Below are 18,899 nucleotides of genomic sequence, written 5' to 3'. Positions count from 1 at the left end.
AAAATCAAATGAAAATGAAAAAATGGACAGTGCTGGTCGTTGCTGCATTATTAGCGGTGCTCTCAGCTTGCGGCAATGGAAACAGCAGCAGTAAAGAGGATGACAATGTGCTTCATGTCGGTGCGACAGGACAAAGTTACCCATTTGCTTATAAAGAAAACGGAAAGCTGACAGGCTTTGACGTGGAAGTGATGGAAGCGGTCGCTAAGAAAATTGACATGAAACTGGACTGGAAGCTTCTTGAATTCAGCGGGCTGATGGGAGAGCTTCAAACAGGCAAGCTTGATACCATTTCCAACCAGGTAGCTGTGACAGACGAACGTAAGGAAACGTATAACTTTACGAAACCATACGCTTATGCGGGAACACAGATTGTCGTCAAAAAAGACAATACTGACATCAAATCAGTAGACGATTTAAAAGGCAAGACAGTCGCAGCCGTTCTTGGTTCAAACCACGCGAAAAACCTTGAAAGCAAGGATCCTGATAAAAAAATCAATATCAAAACGTATGAAACACAAGAGGGTACGTTGAAGGATGTTGCGTACGGCCGTGTAGACGCTTATGTCAACAGCCGAACTGTATTGATCGCGCAAATCAAGAAGACCGGTTTGCCATTAAAGCTTGCAGGAGATCCGATTGTTTACGAACAGGTTGCATTCCCATTTGCCAAGGACGATGCGCACGACAAGCTCCGCAAAAAAGTCAATAAGGCGCTAGAAGAATTGCGTAAAGACGGAACACTGAAAAAACTCTCTGAAAAATACTTTAATGAAGATATCACAGTAGAACAGAAGCATTAAGAAACGGCGGTGAATCACCAGAATGAACACGATTGATTGGGAATTCATGATATCAGCGTTCCCGACTTTAATTCAGGCCCTTCCGATCACGTTGTTTATGGCCATAGCGGCTATGATTTTTGCCATTATCGGAGGACTTATTCTCGCACTCATTACAAAGAACAAAATTCCAGTGCTTCATCAGCTGTCAAAGCTGTATATATCCTTTTTCCGAGGCGTGCCGACACTGGTGCAGCTGTTCTTAATCTATTACGGGCTGCCGCAGCTATTTCCAGAGATGAGCAAAATGACAGCTCTCACAGCTGCCATCATCGGGTTAAGCTTAAAAAATGCAGCATATTTGGCAGAAATCTTCCGGGCCGCCCTCAATTCTGTTGATGACGGGCAGCTGGAGGCGTGTCTGTCTGTCGGTATGACAAAACTTCAGGCATACAGGCGGATTATTTTGCCGCAAGCGATCCGAAATGCGATTCCGGCAACGGGTAATACATTTATCGGGCTCTTGAAAGAAACGTCACTGGCCTTTACATTAGGGGTCATGGAGATGTTCGCCCAAGGGAAGATGTACGCTTCAGGAAACCTCAAATATTTTGAGACGTACTTGGCAGTTGCGATCGTCTATTGGGTTCTTACCATTATCTACAGCATTTTGCAGGACTTGTTTGAACGTGCCATGAGCAAGCCATACCGGACTTAGAGGTGAAATCAGTTGATAACAGTAAAAAATATTCGCAAAGCGTTTAAAGATCTCGTCGTGCTCGACGGAATCGATCTAGAAGTGAAACGCGGAGAAGTGGTGGCAATCATCGGTCCGTCCGGTTCCGGAAAATCAACGCTTCTCCGGTGCTTAAATCTATTAGAGCGTCCGGATCAAGGCCTTATTGAAATCGGAGAAGCCAAACTGAACGCGGAAAAGTTTACACGCAAGGAAGCACATCGGCTTCGCCAGCAAACGGCCATGGTCTTTCAAAACTACAATCTGTTTAAAAATAAAACGGCTCTGCAAAACATTACAGAAGCTTTAATCGTGGCTCAACATAAACCACGCGACGAAGCGAAACGTATTGGATTGGAGATTCTGAAACAAGTCGGTCTGGAGCATAAGGCTGACAGCTATCCGATCACAATGTCCGGCGGCCAGCAGCAGCGAATCGGCATCGCCCGGGCGCTTGCAGTTAATCCGCATGCGATTTTGCTGGATGAACCAACGTCAGCGCTTGACCCTGAGCTCGTCACAGGGGTGCTTCAGGTCATCAAGTCCATTGCGGAAAAACAAACAACGATGATCATTGTTACACACGAAATGGCGTTTGCAAAAGAGGTTGCTGATAAAGTGATTTTTATGGCAGACGGCCATATTATCGAGCAGGGAACGCCAGAGGAATTGTTTGACCATCCGAAAAACGATCGGACGAAACGATTTATCAAGCAGGTGGGAGAGCCTGCAGAGCTTATATAAGAAGGGGAGAAGAACAATGGCCGACAAAGCGTTTCATACCCGTTTAATCAATATGCGGCGTGATCTTCATGAACATCCTGAACTGTCATTTCAAGAGGTTGAAACGACGAAAAAAATCCGTCGCTGGCTTGAGGAGGAGCAAATCGAAATACTTGATGTTCCTCAATTGGAGACTGGCGTGATTGCAGAAATCAAAGGACGGGAAGACGGCCCCGTGATAGCAATACGAGCGGATATTGACGCGCTCCCGATCCAAGAACAGACGAATCTCCCATTTGCATCTAAGGTTGATGGCACAATGCATGCATGTGGACACGATTTTCATACTGCTTCTATTATTGGCACAGCGATTTTGCTGAATCAAAGAAGGGCCGAGCTGAAAGGTACAGTCCGCTTTATCTTTCAGCCAGCCGAAGAAATTGCCGCAGGAGCAAGAAAGGTCATAGAAGCTGGCGTACTTGATGGCGTTTCCGCGATTTTCGGCATGCACAATAAGCCGGATCTGCCTGTCGGAACCATTGGTGTAAAGGAAGGTCCGCTTATGGCAAGTGTTGACCGGTTTGAGATCGTCATCAAAGGGAAAGGCGGACACGCCGGCATCCCGAATAACAGTATTGATCCAATCGCTGCAGCCGGACAAATCATCAGCGGGCTGCAATCTGTGGTCAGCCGCAATATCAGCTCACTGCAAAACGCAGTCGTCAGTATCACAAGAGTACAGGCGGGCACGTCGTGGAATGTGATTCCAGACCAAGCTGAAATGGAGGGGACGGTTCGAACCTTTCAAAAAGAAGCGCGGCAGGCTGTTCCGGAGCATATGAGACGAGTGGCTGAAGGAATTGCAGCGGGCTATGGGGCACAAGCAGAATTCAAGTGGTTTCCTTATTTGCCTTCCGTTCAGAATGACGGCACATTTTTGAATGCGGCATCCGAAGCTGCGGCACGGCTTGGTTATCAAACCGTTCACGCTGAGCAGTCTCCGGGCGGAGAAGACTTCGCTCTGTATCAAGAGAAGATTCCGGGATTTTTTGTCTGGATGGGAACGAACGGGACGGAGGAGTGGCATCATCCGGCCTTTACACTGGATGAAGATGCCCTTACGGTTGCCTCTCAATACTTTGCGGAGCTGGCGGTTATTGTATTGGAGACCATCAAATGAGCAAACAAGGGCTGACAGCAGGTCTTGCAGCGGCTGTGAGAACGTCACAACCTGAGCATTCAGTTGACGCGATTCGCGAAGCAAAAAAAGGATTACTTGATTTTACTGCCGCTTCATTCGCAGGAAGAGAAGATAAAGGAATTCAAAAGCTCCTCCGTCTGATAGAGGATGAAGGAGGCCGGCCCCTTGTTCCTATTATCGGACAGGGCAAAAAGGCCGCGCCATTACAATCCGCGATGCTCAATGGATTTATTGCCCATGCATTGGATTTTGATGATGTCCACTCCGATGTAAGAGGACACCCCAGTGCAGTCATCGTGCCGGCCCTTATTGCATCTGCCGCTCGCGGACATGACGAGCGGCTTCTTGGCGCTTATATTGTTGGTGTTGAAGTGATGGCACGGCTGGGAGAATCAATTGGCAGCCGCCACTATGAAAAAGGCTGGCATAATACAGGAACGCTTGGTGCCATCGCTGCTGCCTGCGCCGTAGGTTATGCTGAGGAGCTGACTCAGGAAGAGCTGGAAAAAGCGATTGGTTTTGCGGCTACGCAATCTGCTGGGATGAGGGTGCAATTTGGAACAGAAATGAAACCGCTGCACGCCGGTCTGGCGGCTCAGGCTGGCTTGCTGGCCGTTAAGCTGGCCCAATCAGAATTTGGCGGGTCCCGCACGGCATTTGATGGAGAAACTGGTTTCTTCAGTCTGTACGGTGACGTTGAAAAAGCACAACATACTTTGCTAAACGATTGGGGGGCACCCTGGAGAATCGTGCAGCCGGGTCTATGGTTTAAAATCTATCCATTTTGTTCCGCGGCACACCATGCTGCAGATGCGGTACGACAGCTTATCTCCGAAGAAGCCATTTCTGCTGTCAATACTGAACGTATTGAAGTGATTTTTCCGCCAGGCGGAGATGCTGCATTGACGGAAAGATCTCCAAAAACTGGAGAGGAAGGCCGTTTCAGCGTTGAATATGTGATTGCTCTTGCTTTGCACGGACACGAGCTGACCGTTGAACATTTCAACAGCCAGCCGATCCCAAACGGCATTCAAACGACAATAGGGCATATTCAGCGCGTATATGACAATGCTACTCAGCCGGCTCCCCATGCCGTTCCAAAAGGCCGTTTCACGATTGTCCGGGCCTATTTATCAGACGGCCGGATTTGCGAAGCGCGTGTGGACTGCCCAAAAGGGGCGCCAGGAAATGAGCTGTCTGAAGAAGACATAATAGAAAAATTGACATTAACGGTCTCGCAAGAAAAAGCGCGGCGCATCATAACAGCCGTTGAAAAAGCCGATATAAAAGAATTTTTAGTTCATATTGAATAAGATCAACTCTATTCGGTGATTTCAGATGATATGATAAAACCAATCATACGTTTGAAAAAGGAGAAAACCATGACGGTGAATGACGCGGTTGTATTCATTTTGGCTGCCTTTTTACTATGGGGAGCAGTGGATTATTGTTTGGGAAACAGATGGGGGCTAGGCGAGCGGTTTGCGGACGGCTTTAAAGCTATGGGGCCGCTGGCGCTGTCCATGATCGGAATTGTGTCGCTGGCGCCTGTGCTGGCAGCAATCCTGATTCCCATTGTTGCTCCGTTTTACACAGCGATTGGCGCGGACCCTTCTTCCTTTGCGAACACCATTTTGGCGATTGATATGGGAGGATATGCGCTGGCTGGAGAAATGGCGAAAGATCCGCAGGCCGGGCTGTTTTCATGGGTGTTTTTAGGAACAATGATGGGACCTGCAATCGTCTTCACGATTCCCGTCGCTCTTGGCATCATCGAAAAAGAGGATCATCCGTATTTTGCGAAAGGCATATTAATCGGGTTGTGCACAGTGCCGATCGGTTGCTTAATCGGCGGATTATGCGCAGGCTTTGACATCGGCATGATAGGTAAAAATCTTCTGATCCCGAGTCTGTTATCTGCTATGATCGCTTTTGGGTTATGGCGATACACCGACAATATGATTCAGTTGTTTCATCTCTTCGGGAAAGCGGTCAGTGTGGTTGCGATTATCGGGCTTGCGGCTGTCTCCGTTGAAACGATGACCGGCATTGTGCTGATTCCGGGAATGGAGAATGTCGAGACAGGGATACAAACGACAGGGACCATCGCCATTGCCCTGGCAGGGGCGTTCCCGATGACGGCTTTTATTACAAAAACCTTTAAAAAACCGCTTCAGGCCCTGGGGAAACACCTTCATTTAGATGAGACAGCAACAGCAGGATTGGTGACCTCTTTGGCGCATCATATTCCAATGCTGGCTTCATTAAAAGATATGACGCCGAGAGGAAAGGTCATCAATGTCGCGTTTGCGGTCAGCGGCGCCTTTGTACTCGGCAGCCATCTTGGTTTTGTGGCTGGAATGAAAAAAGAAATGGCGGCAGCCATGATCATTGGGAAATTAGCAGGCGGAGTCACAGCTGCCGCAGCGGCTGCTTGGATGACACCTGCACAATCAGTTAATCAGCAAAAACGTATCTCAGCCGGCCATAGCTGAGGCAGAAGCTGTTTCAACTTTGTCCAATCGGGAATGTTACAGTAAAGACTTCTGTGAAAGAGGGTTGGACACATGGCGGTGAAAGACCGGTACATGTCAAAAATAAAACAGGAAACCAAGCCTTGGATCAAGCGATTTGGGAGGCTTGGTTATTTTGCATTCGGCGGTGTTTTTATTCTGCTTGGGGTTTTGGCCTTTATGACGGCTGCCGGGGCAGGCCGCGCGAAAGATTCGAGCGGAGCTCTCCAAACGCTATCACGCATGCCGTATGGGTCACTATTGCTTTTTTTAATAGGCATCGGCCTTATCGGCTATGTGATCTGGATGGTGTTAAGCGCGATCAAGGACACGGAGGGGCACGGAAACAGCAGGCGAGGCCTGTCACGGAGAATAGGAAACTTTTTCAGTGCCGCCGTTTACACATCCATCGCTTGGAATGCCTTGCGATTTGTGTTTGGCCAAGGGGACGGCGGCACTTCAGAACAGACGTGGTCCGCTTATGTATTGGCGCAGCCGTTCGGCCAATGGCTCACAGGGCTTACGGGTGCGGGTTTTATCGTATTTGCGATTGTTCAATTTATGAAAGGTGTTCGGGCTGCTTTTATGAAAGAATTTGATACGTCAAAAATGAACAAACAAATGATATGCATCACAAAAAACACCGGACGCGCAGGCAATATCGCCCGGGCCATTATTTTCTCGGCTATCGGCTATTTTCTCATCAAGACAGCCATGACCGCTGATCCCGACGACACAAGAGGCTTTGACGGCGCGCTCGCCGAACTCGCGCAGCAGCCGCATGGCAAATTGATTCTGTCTATATTGGCATTAGGCCTGATCCTATATGGAATGTACGCCATTATGAAAGGCATTTATCAGCATATGACCTGGGAGAAGTAAGCTCTGGGCAGGTCCGCGCCCAGAGCGTTTTTCAGTTTCTTAGAAATCAGGTGGATGAAAGCCGGCGCCAGCCTGTATAATAAAAGCAAATCAAAAGCAGTTTTATCAGGACTGATCCACAGGGAGGTGCAGAATGGATCGGGAAAAACAACAATTAAGCATAGAAGCGGCAAGGCTTTACTATCAGTCTGACTACAGTCAGCAGCAAATTGCTGAGCAGCTCAAGATTTCAAGGCCAACCGTTTCCCGGCTGCTGCAATATGCAAAGGAAAAAGGGTATGTTCAGATTCGCGTCATGGACCCTTTTGAGGATTTGGATGCGCTCGGTTCCATACTTGAAGAGAAATACGGGCTCCTTGAGGCGCATGTTGTGTTTTCCCCGACACCCGATTATGCAGGAATTACACATGACCTAAGCCGCTATGGTGCAGAATATATGCATGAAACGGTAAAAGACGGCGACATTGTCGGCGTCAGCTGGGGAACCACCATGTATCAAATCGCGCAAAACATGCAGCCGAAGCAGGTAAAAGGCGTCGAGGTCGTCCAGCTAAAAGGCGGCATCAGCCATTCCCGGGTAAACACGTATTCGGCTGAAACGATTCAGCTGTTTGCAGAGGCTTTTCAAACGATGCCGCGCTATCTTCCGCTTCCCGTCGTGTTTGATAATGCGGATGTGAAGCGAATGGTGGAGAAAGACCGTCATATAGAGCGGATCATCGAGATGGGAAAGCAGGCGAATATCGCTCTCTTCACGGTGGGGACTGTCCGTGACGAAGCGCTGTTGTTCCGGCTCGGATATTTTAACGAAGAAGAGAAAGCCCTGCTGAAAAAACAGGCCGTGGGGGATATTTGTTCACGCTTTTTTGATGCGAAAGGGAATATTTGCAGCAGCGCCATCAATGACCGGACCATCGGTGTTGAGCTTGAAGACCTCAGACTGAAGGAACGCTCCATTTTAGTTGCCGGCGGAAGCAGAAAAGTATCTTCCATTCACGGAGCATTAACCGGAAAATATGCCAACGTTTTAATCATTGACCAGCATACCGCGAGGGCGCTTGTTAATGATTTGTGACACGTTCAAACCTTTCGTTGAACAAAATTTCAATTACCAATTTACATATGTTCAAAAGTCGGTTATGCTAAAAAATATCTTAACAAAAAAGGAAGTGTGCGAAGGATGTCATTAGCCAACATAATTGATCATACAGCTTTGAAACCGCATACACAAAAAGCGGAAATTCTAAAACTAATTGAAGAAGCGAAAACATACAAATTTGCTTCAGTATGTGTCAATCCGACATGGGTGGAGCTTGCTGCAAAAGAGCTTAAGGGAACTGGAGTCGACGTTTGTACGGTCATCGGCTTCCCGCTCGGTGCCAATACAACTGAAACAAAAGCGTTCGAAACAAAAGACGCCATTTCAAAAGGCGCCACTGAAGTGGATATGGTCATTAATATTGCCGCTTTAAAAGACAAGGAAGACGATGTGGTGGAAGCTGATATCCGCGGTGTAGTAGAAGCTGCAGCCGGAAAAGCGCTTGTCAAAGTCATTATCGAAACATGCCTTCTGACTGATGAAGAAAAAGAACGTGCATGCCGTTTAGCGGTGTCTGCGGGAGCGGATTTCGTAAAAACATCAACAGGCTTTTCTACAGGAGGCGCAACGAAGGAAGATATCGCCTTAATGCGCAAAACAGTAGGACCTGATATCGGCGTGAAAGCATCTGGCGGCGTCAGAACGAAAGAAGATGTAGACACAATGGTTGAGGCCGGAGCCAGCCGAATTGGCGCCAGCGCAGGCGTTTCCATCGTAAAAGGAGAAAATGCATCAGGCGGAGACAACTATTAAGAGCTGACGGAAGGCAGACTGCTTTCCGTTTTCTGGGGAAACAGTAGTTGTAAGCGAATACAAATAAAGGAGAAACACATATGAAGTATTTGATTGGGATTATCGGTTTACTCGTGTTTTTAGGCCTCGCGTGGATCGCGAGCAGCGGCAAAAAAAGAATTAAGATCCGCCCAATTGTTGTTATGCTCATTTTGCAATTTATTCTTGGCTACATTCTCCTCAATACCGGAATAGGGAATTTCCTCGTGGGAGGATTTGCAAAAGGATTCGGTTACCTGCTTGAATACGCGGCAGAAGGAATTAACTTTGTGTTTGGCGGCTTGGTGAATGCGGACCAAACGACATTCTTTATGAATGTTCTCTTGCCAATCGTGTTTATTTCCGCTCTGATCGGGATTCTGCAAAAGTGGAAAGTCCTCCCGTTTATTATTAGATATATCGGTCTTGCCCTCAGCAAGGTAAACGGTATGGGAAGATTGGAATCGTATAACGCAGTGGCTTCTGCGATTTTAGGGCAGTCAGAAGTATTTATCTCCTTGAAGAAAGAACTCGGTCTTTTAAATCAGCAGCGCTTGTACACGCTTTGCGCATCTGCGATGTCAACTGTATCAATGTCGATTGTCGGCGCGTATATGACAATGCTGAAACCGGAATATGTTGTAACAGCGCTGGTCTTGAACTTATTTGGCGGTTTCATAATTGCTTCTATTATCAATCCGTACGAGGTTGCAAAAGAAGAGGATATGCTTCGTGTTGAGGAAGAGGAAAAACAATCCTTCTTCGAAGTGCTCGGAGAATACATCCTTGACGGTTTCAAAGTAGCGGTTGTCGTCGCTGCGATGCTGATTGGATTTGTCGCGATTATTGCCTTGATCAATGGCATTTTTAATGCAGTATTCGGTATTTCGTTCCAAGGCATTCTTGGATATGTGTTTGCTCCATTCGCTTTTCTTGTGGGTATCCCATGGAATGAAGCTGTTAATGCGGGAAGCATTATGGCAACAAAAATGGTATCGAATGAATTTGTCGCCATGACGTCGCTTACGCAAAACGGTTTCCATTTCAGCGGCCGTACAACAGCGATCGTATCGGTATTCCTTGTGTCATTTGCGAACTTCTCCTCAATCGGAATCATTGCCGGTGCCGTAAAAGGACTGAATGAAAAGCAAGGAAATGTCGTCGCTCGTTTCGGCTTGAAATTATTATACGGTGCTACGCTTGTCAGCTTTTTATCAGCAGCAATTGTGGGCTTGATTTACTGAACTTAATCGAAAAGGATCGGTGACCAAACATGAGAATGGTAGATATCATCATCAAAAAACAAAACGGAAAAGAACTCACCACTGAAGAAATTCAATTTTTCGTGAAAGGCTATACAGACGGAAGCATTCCTGATTATCAGGCAAGCGCGCTTGCTATGGCGATTTTCTTCCAGGATATGAGTGACCGTGAACGCGCGGACTTGACGATGGCTATGGTGAACTCCGGTGAAACGATTGATCTTTCTGCCATTGAAGGAATTAAAGTGGATAAACACTCCACCGGCGGCGTCGGCGACACGACAACGCTCGTTCTCGCCCCGCTAGTTGCGGCTCTTGATGTGCCGGTTGCCAAGATGTCCGGCCGCGGCCTCGGCCATACGGGCGGCACGATTGATAAGTTAGAGGCAATCGACGGCTTCCACGTGGAACTGACGAAGGATGAATTTATTAAACTTGTGAACCGCGACAAGGTTGCGGTCATCGGCCAAAGCGGCAATTTAACGCCGGCTGATAAAAAACTGTACGCGCTTCGTGATGTAACGGGAACGGTCAATTCCATTCCGCTCATTGCAAGCTCGATTATGAGCAAAAAAATCGCTGCCGGGGCGGACGCAATCGTGCTTGACGTAAAAACGGGAGCGGGCGCCTTCATGAAAACAGAAGAAGACGCAGCTGAACTTGCCAAAGCGATGGTACGCATCGGAAATAACGTCGGCCGTCAAACAATGGCTGTCATTTCAGACATGTCCCAGCCGCTCGGCTTTGCGATCGGAAATGCGCTTGAAGTCAAAGAAGCGATCGACACACTCAAAGGCGAGGGACCTGAGGATCTTCATGAGCTTGTCTTAACGCTCGGCAGCCAGATGGTTGTGCTTGCGAAAAAAGCCGATACATTGGACGAAGCGAGAGCGAAGCTGGAAGAAGTCATGAAAAACGGCAAAGCGCTTGAGAAATTCAAGGATTTCCTGAAAAACCAAGGCGGCGACAGCTCGATTGTTGACGATCCGTCTAAGCTTCCGCAAGCCGCATATCAAATTGATGTGCCTGCCAAAGAAGCGGGTGTCGTCTCTGAAATCGTTGCGGATGAAATCGGCGTCGCAGCGATGCTGTTAGGTGCCGGTCGCGCCACAAAAGAAGATGAGATCGATTTAGCCGTCGGCATCATGCTCCGCAAAAAGGTCGGCGACAAAGTAGAAAAAGGCGAACCGCTCGTGACGCTTTACGCCAACCGCGAAAACGTTGATGAAGTCATCGCAAAAGTCTATGACAACATCCGCATCGCCGCGGAAGCGAAGGCGCCGAAGCTGATTCATACGTTGATTACAGAATAAAAAATAAAGCACATCCCATCCTGAGTGGGGTGTGCTTTTTTGATTACAGGATGTGATCAGCCTGATATTCCTCTTGGCTGATTTTTTTCGCTTTTGTAACATTTCTTTTGAAATGGTAGATCAGATAGCAAAGGATGATACAAGGAACTCCGCAGAAAAGTGCGATTCTTTGATTGGGATCAAAAGCAAGACCGATACAAGAAGCAGAACATAATAAGAGAGCGGCTATAGGCATAAGAGGATAAAGCGGCGTGCGAAATGTCAGATCTTTTACATCCCCTCCCTTTTTCAGAAATCTCTTTCGAAACAAGAGTTGGGACAAGGCAATGCTCATCCAGACCACGACTCCTGCAAATCCAGCAATTGCGACCATCACCACATAGACAGTTCCAGGGGCCACGATACTGGAAACGAGAGATAAACAAGATACAGCCATACTGATCATTAAGGCATTTAAAGGAATGCCTTTAGAGGTCACTTTCTTAAAACGGGAGCTGATCATGTTTTCATTTGCTAACGACCACATCATACGGGTCGAAGCATATAAGCCTGAGTTGGCGACAGACAGCAAGGCTGTTAATATCACGAAATTCATAATATCAGCAGCGTAAGGGATTCCGATCTCCGCAAATACGGCTACAAACGGGCTTTCAATCACGCCTGCGTCCTTCCATGAAATTAACCCGGATAATATGAAGACAGCGCCAATGAAAAAAATCACGGTTCTCCATGCGACATTACGGATGGATCGCGGAATATCCTTTTGAGGATTTGCTGATTCTCCAGCTGTGACTCCGATTAATTCTGTTCCGGAAAAGGCAAAGCTCACAGATATCATGGCGATAAATACGGCGAGAAAGCCATTTGGAAACAATCCTCCATGATCTGTGAAATTTGACAGCATAGGAGCATCAGCCGTCCCGTTTAAAGAGATCAAGCCAAACATGGCGGCTCCTCCTAAAATGATAAATAAAATAATGGTGACAATCTTTACGCTTGAAAACCAAAATTCAGTCTCCGCAAATAACTTAACTGAAAATGCGTTGCATATAAAAAGAAGGGCTGCAAAAATCGCACTCCACATCCATACACTGCTGTCAGGGAACCAGCGCTGCATGAGAATACCGGATGCGGTAAACTCAGAGCCTACCGTCACCACCCAATTGATCCAGTACATGATGCCGACCATAAAACCGGTAGATGGACCGATAAATGTTGTAGCATATTTTTGAAAAGAGCCGGTCACCGGCATGGCAACCGACAATTCGCCGAGACATTGCATGACGAGGTACATCATCAACCCGCCGATTACATAAGCGAGAATCGTACCGCCGGGTCCGGCTTGATGTAGCGTATAGCCTGTACTGAGGAAAAGTCCTGTGCCTATGACGCCTCCCAAAGAAATCATAAATAGGTGCCTGCTTTTCATTGTGCGTTTTAGCTGTTGGCTGCTGTTCTCCTGAAGATTCACTGTCTCGCCCTCCTTTTAGCTGCCATTCATTAGGCAGATGAGTTTCTTATACCCAAAAAACAACCTGCCAGAAGATCACTTGAATGGGGAGAGTTTCATTCCTTTTAATGCGTGTAACAGAACATGAGCTGCAGCTCTGCTTGTCATATCTCGAAAATCGAGGGTAGGATCGACTTCAACAATTTCAATCCCGGCAACATTGGGCTGTTGTGCGATGTACTTGACTGCTTCAAGCAATTCGTCTGTATAGAGGCCGCCCGGGCCAATCGCTGGACACCCGGGTGCATGGGACTGGTCTAAGACATCCATGTCAACAGATATAAAAATGAAATCTGTTCTATTTTGAACGGCTGGCAAAACCTCTTTTATCGTGGAGATGAGTCCTTTTTCCCGAATCATGTCCATCGTGTGAATGTTCACGTTATGTTTTTTTGCATATGCTTCATAGGCCTGGCTGTTGCTGAATTCTCTGATACCCAGCTGGATCAAATGTTGACCTTCAATGATCTCTTCATCCAAAAGGCGGCGGAAGGGGGTGCCGTTTGTCGGCCCCCCGTCCTCCGTATTGCGAACATCGTGATGGGCATCAAATTGAATCACCGCTGTCGTTCCTTTTGTTTGTGCTATCGCTTTTATTGTGGAGTAGCTGATAGAGTTATCTCCCCCAAGTATGAGCGGCACCCAATCCGGATGGTCCGAAAGCAGAGCGTGCATGGTTTGGAAAATGTGATGATGTGACTTTACGATATCAGTGACATGAATATCGATATCCCCCAGATCATATAGAAGCTCTGATACGACATGCTCTCCAAGCTCAGCAGAATAGGCTGATGAATGTTTCAGAGCCTGGCGTATTGTTCCGGGTGCAAAGGAAGCGCCTGAATGACTGATGGAGGATTTTGATAGGGGGACACCTATCAACGCCGGTCCCTTAATGTCTTGGCCGTCCCATGTTGCGATCAGGTCGCTCATTTTTGTGACATCCCGGTCCTTAAACGAAGACCCAGCCTCTCTGAGAAAAGGGTACTTATCCAAAAATAGCTCCCTCCCTGTTGACAACAATTGTTCCGTTTTTCATGACTTGATGTACATGATTGACCCCGTAGTGATACGGAATATACATATAGTTCGAGGCTTGCCAAATGACTAGATCAGCTGAGCGGCCGACTTTGAGCTGACCGGCTTCCTCTCCTTTCCCTATGGCGTATGCGGCATTGACTGTGACCGCATGCCATATTTCTTCTGCAGTCATTTTCAGATGAAGCGCGGCAATGGACATAATCAGCTGGATATTTTCAGTCGGCGAGCTGCCAGGATTAAAATCCGTTGCCAAGCTGACACATACACCTTCATCAATCATAGCTCTAGCCTTGGCGTATGTGCTTTTGCCAAGATAAAATGTCGTGCCCGGCAAGAGGACGGCGATCGTTCCTGCCTCAGCCAATTTCTTTATGCCTTCGTCCGATGCACCTACCAAATGGTCGGCTGAGACGGCCTTTAGCTCACCTGCTAATTCAGCACCTCCAAGCGGATCGATTTCATCTGCGTGTATTTTTAATCCGAAGCCTGCCTCAGCTGCTTTTTGTAAATAACGGCGGGATTGGCTGACTGTAAAAACGCCTGTTTCTGTAAAAATATCAGCAAAGCTGGCGAGCTCCTGCTCTTTGATTTCCGGCAAAAGGGAAAGCATTTGATCCAGAAATTCATCTGGATCGTTTTGATATTCGGGAGGAATCGCATGGGCTCCCATAAATGTGGAAACAAGGTCAACAGGCTGGCTTTCATGCAGTTTCTTTGCGACACGCAACTGTTTGAGCTCTGTCTCTTTTTCCAAGCCGTAGCCGCTTTTCACTTCTGCTGTGGTTGTGCCGTAGGACAGCATTCTTTGCAGATGAAAATGGGCTTTTTGCAGCAGCTCTTCTTCTGAAGCCGCCCTGGTATCCTTGACTGTAGACAGAATCCCGCCGCCCTGCGCCAGAATATCCAAATATGAAATGCCCTGAAGCTTAAGGTTCATCTCCTTTTCACGAGATCCGCCAAATACAAGATGGGTGTGCGGATCAACGAGGCCAGGCGTTACAAGGCGTCCCGAACAGTCAATGATTTCGTCTGCCTCGTAACCGGCTTCAGCCCCTTTTTGTCCGGCGAACACAATTTTCTGTTCATGGATGCCGACAACAGCGTCTTCGATCACATGAAGATCCTGCATGCTTTTGCCTGCCCGCGGACCGCTGCTTTCCATCGTCAAAAGCTGACCGATGTTGATGAGAATCGTATCAATTTGCTTTGGCATGTCATCACTCCTTTATTTTTGCATCGGCACGATAATGTCCTGTTCCTTCGCTACTTCAACGGCACGTTCATAACCCGCATCCGCATGACGGATAATGCCCATTCCTGGGTCGCTCGTTAAGACCCGCGCGAGCCGCTCGTCAGCCAGCTCACTTCCATCGGCCACTGCAACCATGCCGGCATGCAGGGAATAGCCCATTCCGACGCCGCCGCCATGGTGGAAGGAAACCCAGCTTGCACCCGCCGCCGTGTTGACAAGCGCATTTAGCACAGCCCAATCACCGACAGCGTCACTTCCGTCCTTCATCGCTTCTGTCTCCCGGTTTGGAGAGGCGACAGACCCGCAGTCCAAATGATCTCTCCCAATAACGACAGGCGCTTTTAGCTCCCCGGTTCTAACCAGCTCGTTAATGGCGAGGCCCATCTTTTTTCGTTCTCCATATCCAAGCCAGCAGATACGGGACGGCAAGCCTTGGAAGGTGACTTTTTCCTGTGCCATATCAATCCAGCGGTGAAGGGCTTTATTTGTTGGGAACAGCTCTTTTAATAACGCATCCGTACGGTAAATATCTGCCGGATCTCCGGAAAGCGCCGCCCAGCGGAACGGCCCTTTTCCTTCACAGAATAAGGTGCGGATGTAGGCAGGGACAAACCCCGGAAAATCGAAGGCATTCTCCAGCCCTTCATCCTTTGCGACTTGCCGGATATTGTTGCCGTAGTCAAATACAATAGAGCCCTTTTGCTGAAAGGCCAGCATGGCTTCGACATGTTTTTTCATGCTTTGCTTCGCAAGGCGCACGTAAAGCTCTGGATTGTCTTGACGCAAACGGTCAGCTTCATCAAGTGAATAGCCCTCAGGAACATAACCGATTAAAGGGTCATGGGCAGATGTCTGATCTGTCACAATATCAATTTTGACGCCTCGGTTCAAAAGTGTGTGATGCACCTCAGCTGCGTTTCCGAGAAGTGCAATGGACAAAGGTTTTCCTGCCAGCTTTGCCTCTTCAGCCCAAGCTAAGGCTTCCTCAATCGATGCTGTTTTTCGATCGCAGTATTTTGTTTCGATCCGCTTGTCGATGCGTTTTTCGTCAACCTCGACAGCAATGACGACGCCTTCATTCATCGTGACAGACAGCGGCTGGGCGCCTCCCATTCCGCCTAGACCCGCTGTCAGCGTCAACGTTCCTTTTAAGCTGCCTCCGAAGTGCTGTCGCGCGAGCTCAGCGAAGGTTTCATAGGTTCCTTGCAATATGCCTTGTGAGCCAATGTAAATCCAGCTGCCAGCCGTCATCTGTCCGTACATCATTAACCCTTTTTTCTCAAGTTCGTGAAAATGCTCCCAGTCTGCCCACTTCGGAACAAGAACAGAATTTGCTAGGAGCACGCGCGGGGCCTGCGGGTGTGTACGGAACATGCCAACGGGCTTCCCGGATTGCACGAGCAAGGTTTCATCATTTTTTAATGTTTTCAAGGAATGCTCAATGGCGTGAAATGCGTCCCAATCCCGTGCGGCTTTGCCAATCCCGCCATATACGATGAGGTCCTCCGGTTTCTCAGCGACTTCTGGATCAAGGTTGTTTCGAAGCATCCGAAGCACTGCCTCTTGCTCCCATCCTAAGCATTCAAGCTCTGTTCCTCTGTTGGCACGGATTGATTTTTTTACATCAGTCATATGTTCATCCCCCTTAGTTCTTTATTCTGATGATCAGGTATTAAAGATTCTTTCTTCAGCCAGTCAGTCAAGCGTTCAATGTCATAGGAAAAAACACGGTCCTGCTGAATGGACGGCACGACTTTTCTCATTTCCTGAAAAAGCTGTTTCGTATAGGACGCTGCATGTTCTATGCCTCTGTATTCAACCGCCTGCAATGCACAAATGGCTTCGATCGCAATGACTCTCCTTGTATTTGCGATCACCTGATAAGCATGCCGAGCGGCGATGGTTCCCATGCTGACATGGTCCTCTTGATTGGCGGATGACGGAATGGAATCTACACTTGCAGGATGGGCCAGTGTTTTATTTTCAGAAACGAGTGAGGCCGCGGCGTACTGCATGATCATCGCACCGGATTGCAGACCGGGATGAGGGCTTAGGAACGGCGGCAGGTCATTCAGCTGCGGATTCACAAGTCGTTCGATCCTGCGCTCTGCGATATTCGCAAGCTCTGATATTGCGATTTTCAGAAAATCCATGGCAAAGGCGATCGGCTGTCCGTGAAAGTTTCCGCCAGAAATCACTTTGTCACCGTCATTGAAAATAAGAGGATTGTCCGTAGCGGCATTCATTTCAATCTCTAATTTTTCTTTGACATAGCCTAACGTCTGCCAAGTCGCACCGTGTACTTGCGGAATACAGCGCAATGAATAGGCATCCTGGACCCGCAGTTCTCCCTGAGAGGTTGTCAGGCCGCTGTCAGATAGATAGAAGCGAATTCGTTCTGCGACATCGATCTGCTCCTGATAGCCGCGGGCTAAGTGAATATCCTCATCAAACGCATCTATAATTCCCCGCAGCCCTTCAATCGTTAAGCTGGCAATGCGCTCAGTTTGATAGGCTAGTTTTTCAGCTTCAATGTATGAGACCACTCCCATTGCAGTCATGGCCTGAGTCCCGTTAATCAAGGCAAGCCCTTCCTTGGATGTCAACGTTACCGGTTGAATACCTGCTTTTTTTAAGCCTGTCATTGCCGGCATTCTTTCCCCCTCAAAAAAGACTTCTCCTTGTCCGATCAGCGCAAGTGCCAGGTGGGAAAGCGGCGCCAGATCTCCGCTTGCGCCAAGTGATCCTTGCTGAGGGATGACAGGATGGACGCGTTTATTTAAAAAAGCAAGCAACTGTTCGATCAGCTCAGCGCGGACACCGGAAAAGCCTTTTAACAGCGCATTGGCGCGCAAAAGCAGCATTGCCCTGGAAACACACTCGGGAAAAGGATCGCCGACTCCGCAGGCATGAGAAAGGATTAAATTCAGCTGCAGCGCCGCCGAGTCTTCTTTCTGAATCAGGACATCGCTGAATTTGCCAAATCCGGTGTTGATGCCGTAGATTGTCTTTTCGTCGCGTACAATCCGTTCCACTGCCGCTCTGCTTTTTTTCACGCGCTCCATACTTTCCTCAGAAGCCGCTGCCTCCTCAAAATCAAACAGTACACGAGCGACGTCGGCTGTTGTCAATGAAGAACCGTCTAAAGTCACCATAAGCCCAACTCCTTTTTCTTTACTTTGGTAAAGCGCCCATACAAAAAGGAGCTATGCTGTGAACATTCGTTTTCACGCATAGCCCCCTATCGTCTAAGATCTATGGGCTGTTTCATATGTGATTAATTCCAACACCGAATGTCTCGTGCTCAAGACCTTTAATCGGCGCCCCGATTGTTCCGTAAAGCGAGACAGCAATCCAATCGCCTTCCGCTTCACTTTCATAAGGATTTCCCCTCAAAACGGCAAACCTCAAGCCCACCGTCCGAAGCAGCGATCCCAGCAGCATTTCACCTCTGGTCACGCCATGCAAAGCCTCCATCGTTGCATGATAAAGCGCATGTGACTCCCGATAACCCTCAGATTGAATGACACCGCTCTTTTTGGAAGCGGTTTCAATTGCGGCTACTACTTTATGCGCGTCCATTGATCCTACCTTGCCAAGACAGACCTTCCATCCGTCTCGCTCCAGCTCCTCAACCTGCGTACTCTCTTCCGCCTCATTCAGCAGCAGGAGAACAGACAGCCGTCCGATCCGACGCTCTTTATGCAGTGTCATATGAATCACTCAATTCCTAAAAATTCTGATAACTATTAACTGAGTATTATATTAATTGGTTCAGCAGCAGAAGTCAAAAGATTTTTTACAGTCTTTAACA

General features: G+C 48.0%; 17 protein-coding genes. 11 read left to right on the top strand and 6 right to left on the bottom strand.

The window, feature by feature from the left end; translation table 11 throughout:
* Window positions 1–8: 8 nt before the first annotated feature.
* The 11 genes from MHH79_RS20405 to MHH79_RS20355 all read left to right on the top strand — a co-directional run bounded on the left by MHH79_RS20405 (window position 9) and on the right by MHH79_RS20355 (window position 11,282).
* Window positions 9–803, top strand: coding sequence for an amino acid ABC transporter substrate-binding protein (locus tag MHH79_RS20405; RefSeq protein WP_100506004.1), 795 nt, complete (start codon window positions 9–11; stop codon window positions 801–803).
* Window positions 804–825: 22 nt separating this feature from the next.
* Window positions 826–1,500: an amino acid ABC transporter permease gene (locus MHH79_RS20400; RefSeq protein WP_063335859.1), complete on the top strand. Its 675-nt coding sequence runs from the start codon at window positions 826–828 to the stop codon at window positions 1,498–1,500.
* Window positions 1,501–1,512: 12 nt separating this feature from the next.
* Window positions 1,513–2,262: an amino acid ABC transporter ATP-binding protein gene (locus tag MHH79_RS20395; RefSeq protein ID WP_063335858.1), complete on the top strand. Its 750-nt coding sequence runs from the start codon at window positions 1,513–1,515 to the stop codon at window positions 2,260–2,262.
* A gap of 16 nt (window positions 2,263–2,278) precedes the next feature.
* On the top strand, window positions 2,279–3,421 hold the full coding sequence (gene sndB, locus MHH79_RS20390; protein ID WP_063335857.1) for an N-acetyl-sulfur-metabolite deacetylase SndB: 1,143 nt from the start codon (window positions 2,279–2,281) through the stop codon (window positions 3,419–3,421).
* Window positions 3,418–4,755: an MmgE/PrpD family protein gene (locus tag MHH79_RS20385; RefSeq protein ID WP_063335856.1), complete on the top strand. Its 1,338-nt coding sequence runs from the start codon at window positions 3,418–3,420 to the stop codon at window positions 4,753–4,755. Before sndB ends, MHH79_RS20385 begins: the two co-directional genes overlap by 4 nt.
* Window positions 4,756–4,824: 69 nt before the next feature.
* Window positions 4,825–5,937, top strand: coding sequence for an ethanolamine utilization protein EutH (gene eutH, locus MHH79_RS20380; RefSeq protein WP_063335855.1), 1,113 nt, complete (start codon window positions 4,825–4,827; stop codon window positions 5,935–5,937).
* A 72-nt stretch (window positions 5,938–6,009) separates the two neighbouring features.
* Window positions 6,010–6,837 carry a DUF1206 domain-containing protein gene (locus MHH79_RS20375; protein ID WP_015385093.1) on the top strand — a complete coding sequence of 276 codons (828 nt, stop codon included), beginning with the start codon at window positions 6,010–6,012 and terminating at the stop codon, window positions 6,835–6,837.
* A 133-nt stretch (window positions 6,838–6,970) separates the two neighbouring features.
* Window positions 6,971–7,912 carry a DNA-binding transcriptional repressor DeoR gene (gene deoR / locus MHH79_RS20370; RefSeq protein ID WP_015385092.1) on the top strand — a complete coding sequence of 314 codons (942 nt, stop codon included), beginning with the start codon at window positions 6,971–6,973 and terminating at the stop codon, window positions 7,910–7,912.
* A 105-nt stretch (window positions 7,913–8,017) separates the two neighbouring features.
* Window positions 8,018–8,689 carry a deoxyribose-phosphate aldolase gene (gene deoC / locus MHH79_RS20365; protein WP_015385091.1) on the top strand — a complete coding sequence of 224 codons (672 nt, stop codon included), beginning with the start codon at window positions 8,018–8,020 and terminating at the stop codon, window positions 8,687–8,689.
* An 80-nt stretch (window positions 8,690–8,769) separates the two neighbouring features.
* The gene (gene nupC, locus MHH79_RS20360; RefSeq protein ID WP_003227130.1) at window positions 8,770–9,951 is read left to right on the top strand and encodes a nucleoside permease NupC; all 1,182 of its coding nucleotides are present in this window, start codon (window positions 8,770–8,772) and stop codon (window positions 9,949–9,951) included.
* Between the two features lie 29 nt (window positions 9,952–9,980).
* The gene (locus tag MHH79_RS20355; RefSeq protein WP_047183441.1) at window positions 9,981–11,282 is read left to right on the top strand and encodes a pyrimidine-nucleoside phosphorylase; all 1,302 of its coding nucleotides are present in this window, start codon (window positions 9,981–9,983) and stop codon (window positions 11,280–11,282) included.
* 43 nt (window positions 11,283–11,325) lie between these two features.
* Here MHH79_RS20355 and MHH79_RS20350 read toward each other — a convergent pair whose 3' ends face one another.
* The 6 genes from MHH79_RS20350 to hutP form a co-directional block, all read right to left on the bottom strand.
* Window positions 11,326–12,753 (bottom strand): amino acid permease, encoded by a 1,428-nt coding sequence (locus MHH79_RS20350; protein ID WP_015385089.1) that lies wholly within the window; start codon window positions 12,751–12,753, stop codon window positions 11,326–11,328.
* Window positions 12,754–12,828: 75 nt separating this feature from the next.
* Window positions 12,829–13,788: a formimidoylglutamase gene (gene hutG, locus MHH79_RS20345; protein ID WP_015483920.1), complete on the bottom strand. Its 960-nt coding sequence runs from the start codon at window positions 13,786–13,788 to the stop codon at window positions 12,829–12,831.
* Window positions 13,781–15,046: an imidazolonepropionase gene (gene hutI / locus MHH79_RS20340; RefSeq protein ID WP_100506002.1), complete on the bottom strand. Its 1,266-nt coding sequence runs from the start codon at window positions 15,044–15,046 to the stop codon at window positions 13,781–13,783. The genes hutG and hutI overlap by 8 nt, the downstream gene beginning before the upstream one ends.
* A 12-nt stretch (window positions 15,047–15,058) precedes the next feature.
* The gene (gene hutU, locus MHH79_RS20335; protein WP_100506001.1) at window positions 15,059–16,717 is read right to left on the bottom strand and encodes a urocanate hydratase; all 1,659 of its coding nucleotides are present in this window, start codon (window positions 16,715–16,717) and stop codon (window positions 15,059–15,061) included.
* Entirely contained in the window at window positions 16,714–18,240 is a 1,527-nt protein-coding gene (gene hutH / locus MHH79_RS20330) for a histidine ammonia-lyase (protein ID WP_063335852.1), read from the bottom strand. The genes hutU and hutH overlap by 4 nt, the downstream gene beginning before the upstream one ends.
* A 112-nt stretch (window positions 18,241–18,352) precedes the next feature.
* Entirely contained in the window at window positions 18,353–18,799 is a 447-nt protein-coding gene (gene hutP / locus MHH79_RS20325) for a hut operon transcriptional regulator HutP (protein WP_003243875.1), read from the bottom strand.
* Window positions 18,800–18,899: the final 100 nt, after the last annotated feature.

Source organism: Bacillus sp. FSL K6-0993 (assembly GCF_037977205.1).
Classification (GTDB): domain Bacteria; phylum Bacillota; class Bacilli; order Bacillales; family Bacillaceae; genus Bacillus; species Bacillus subtilis.
This window is presented reverse-complemented; position numbering and strand designations above follow the sequence as displayed.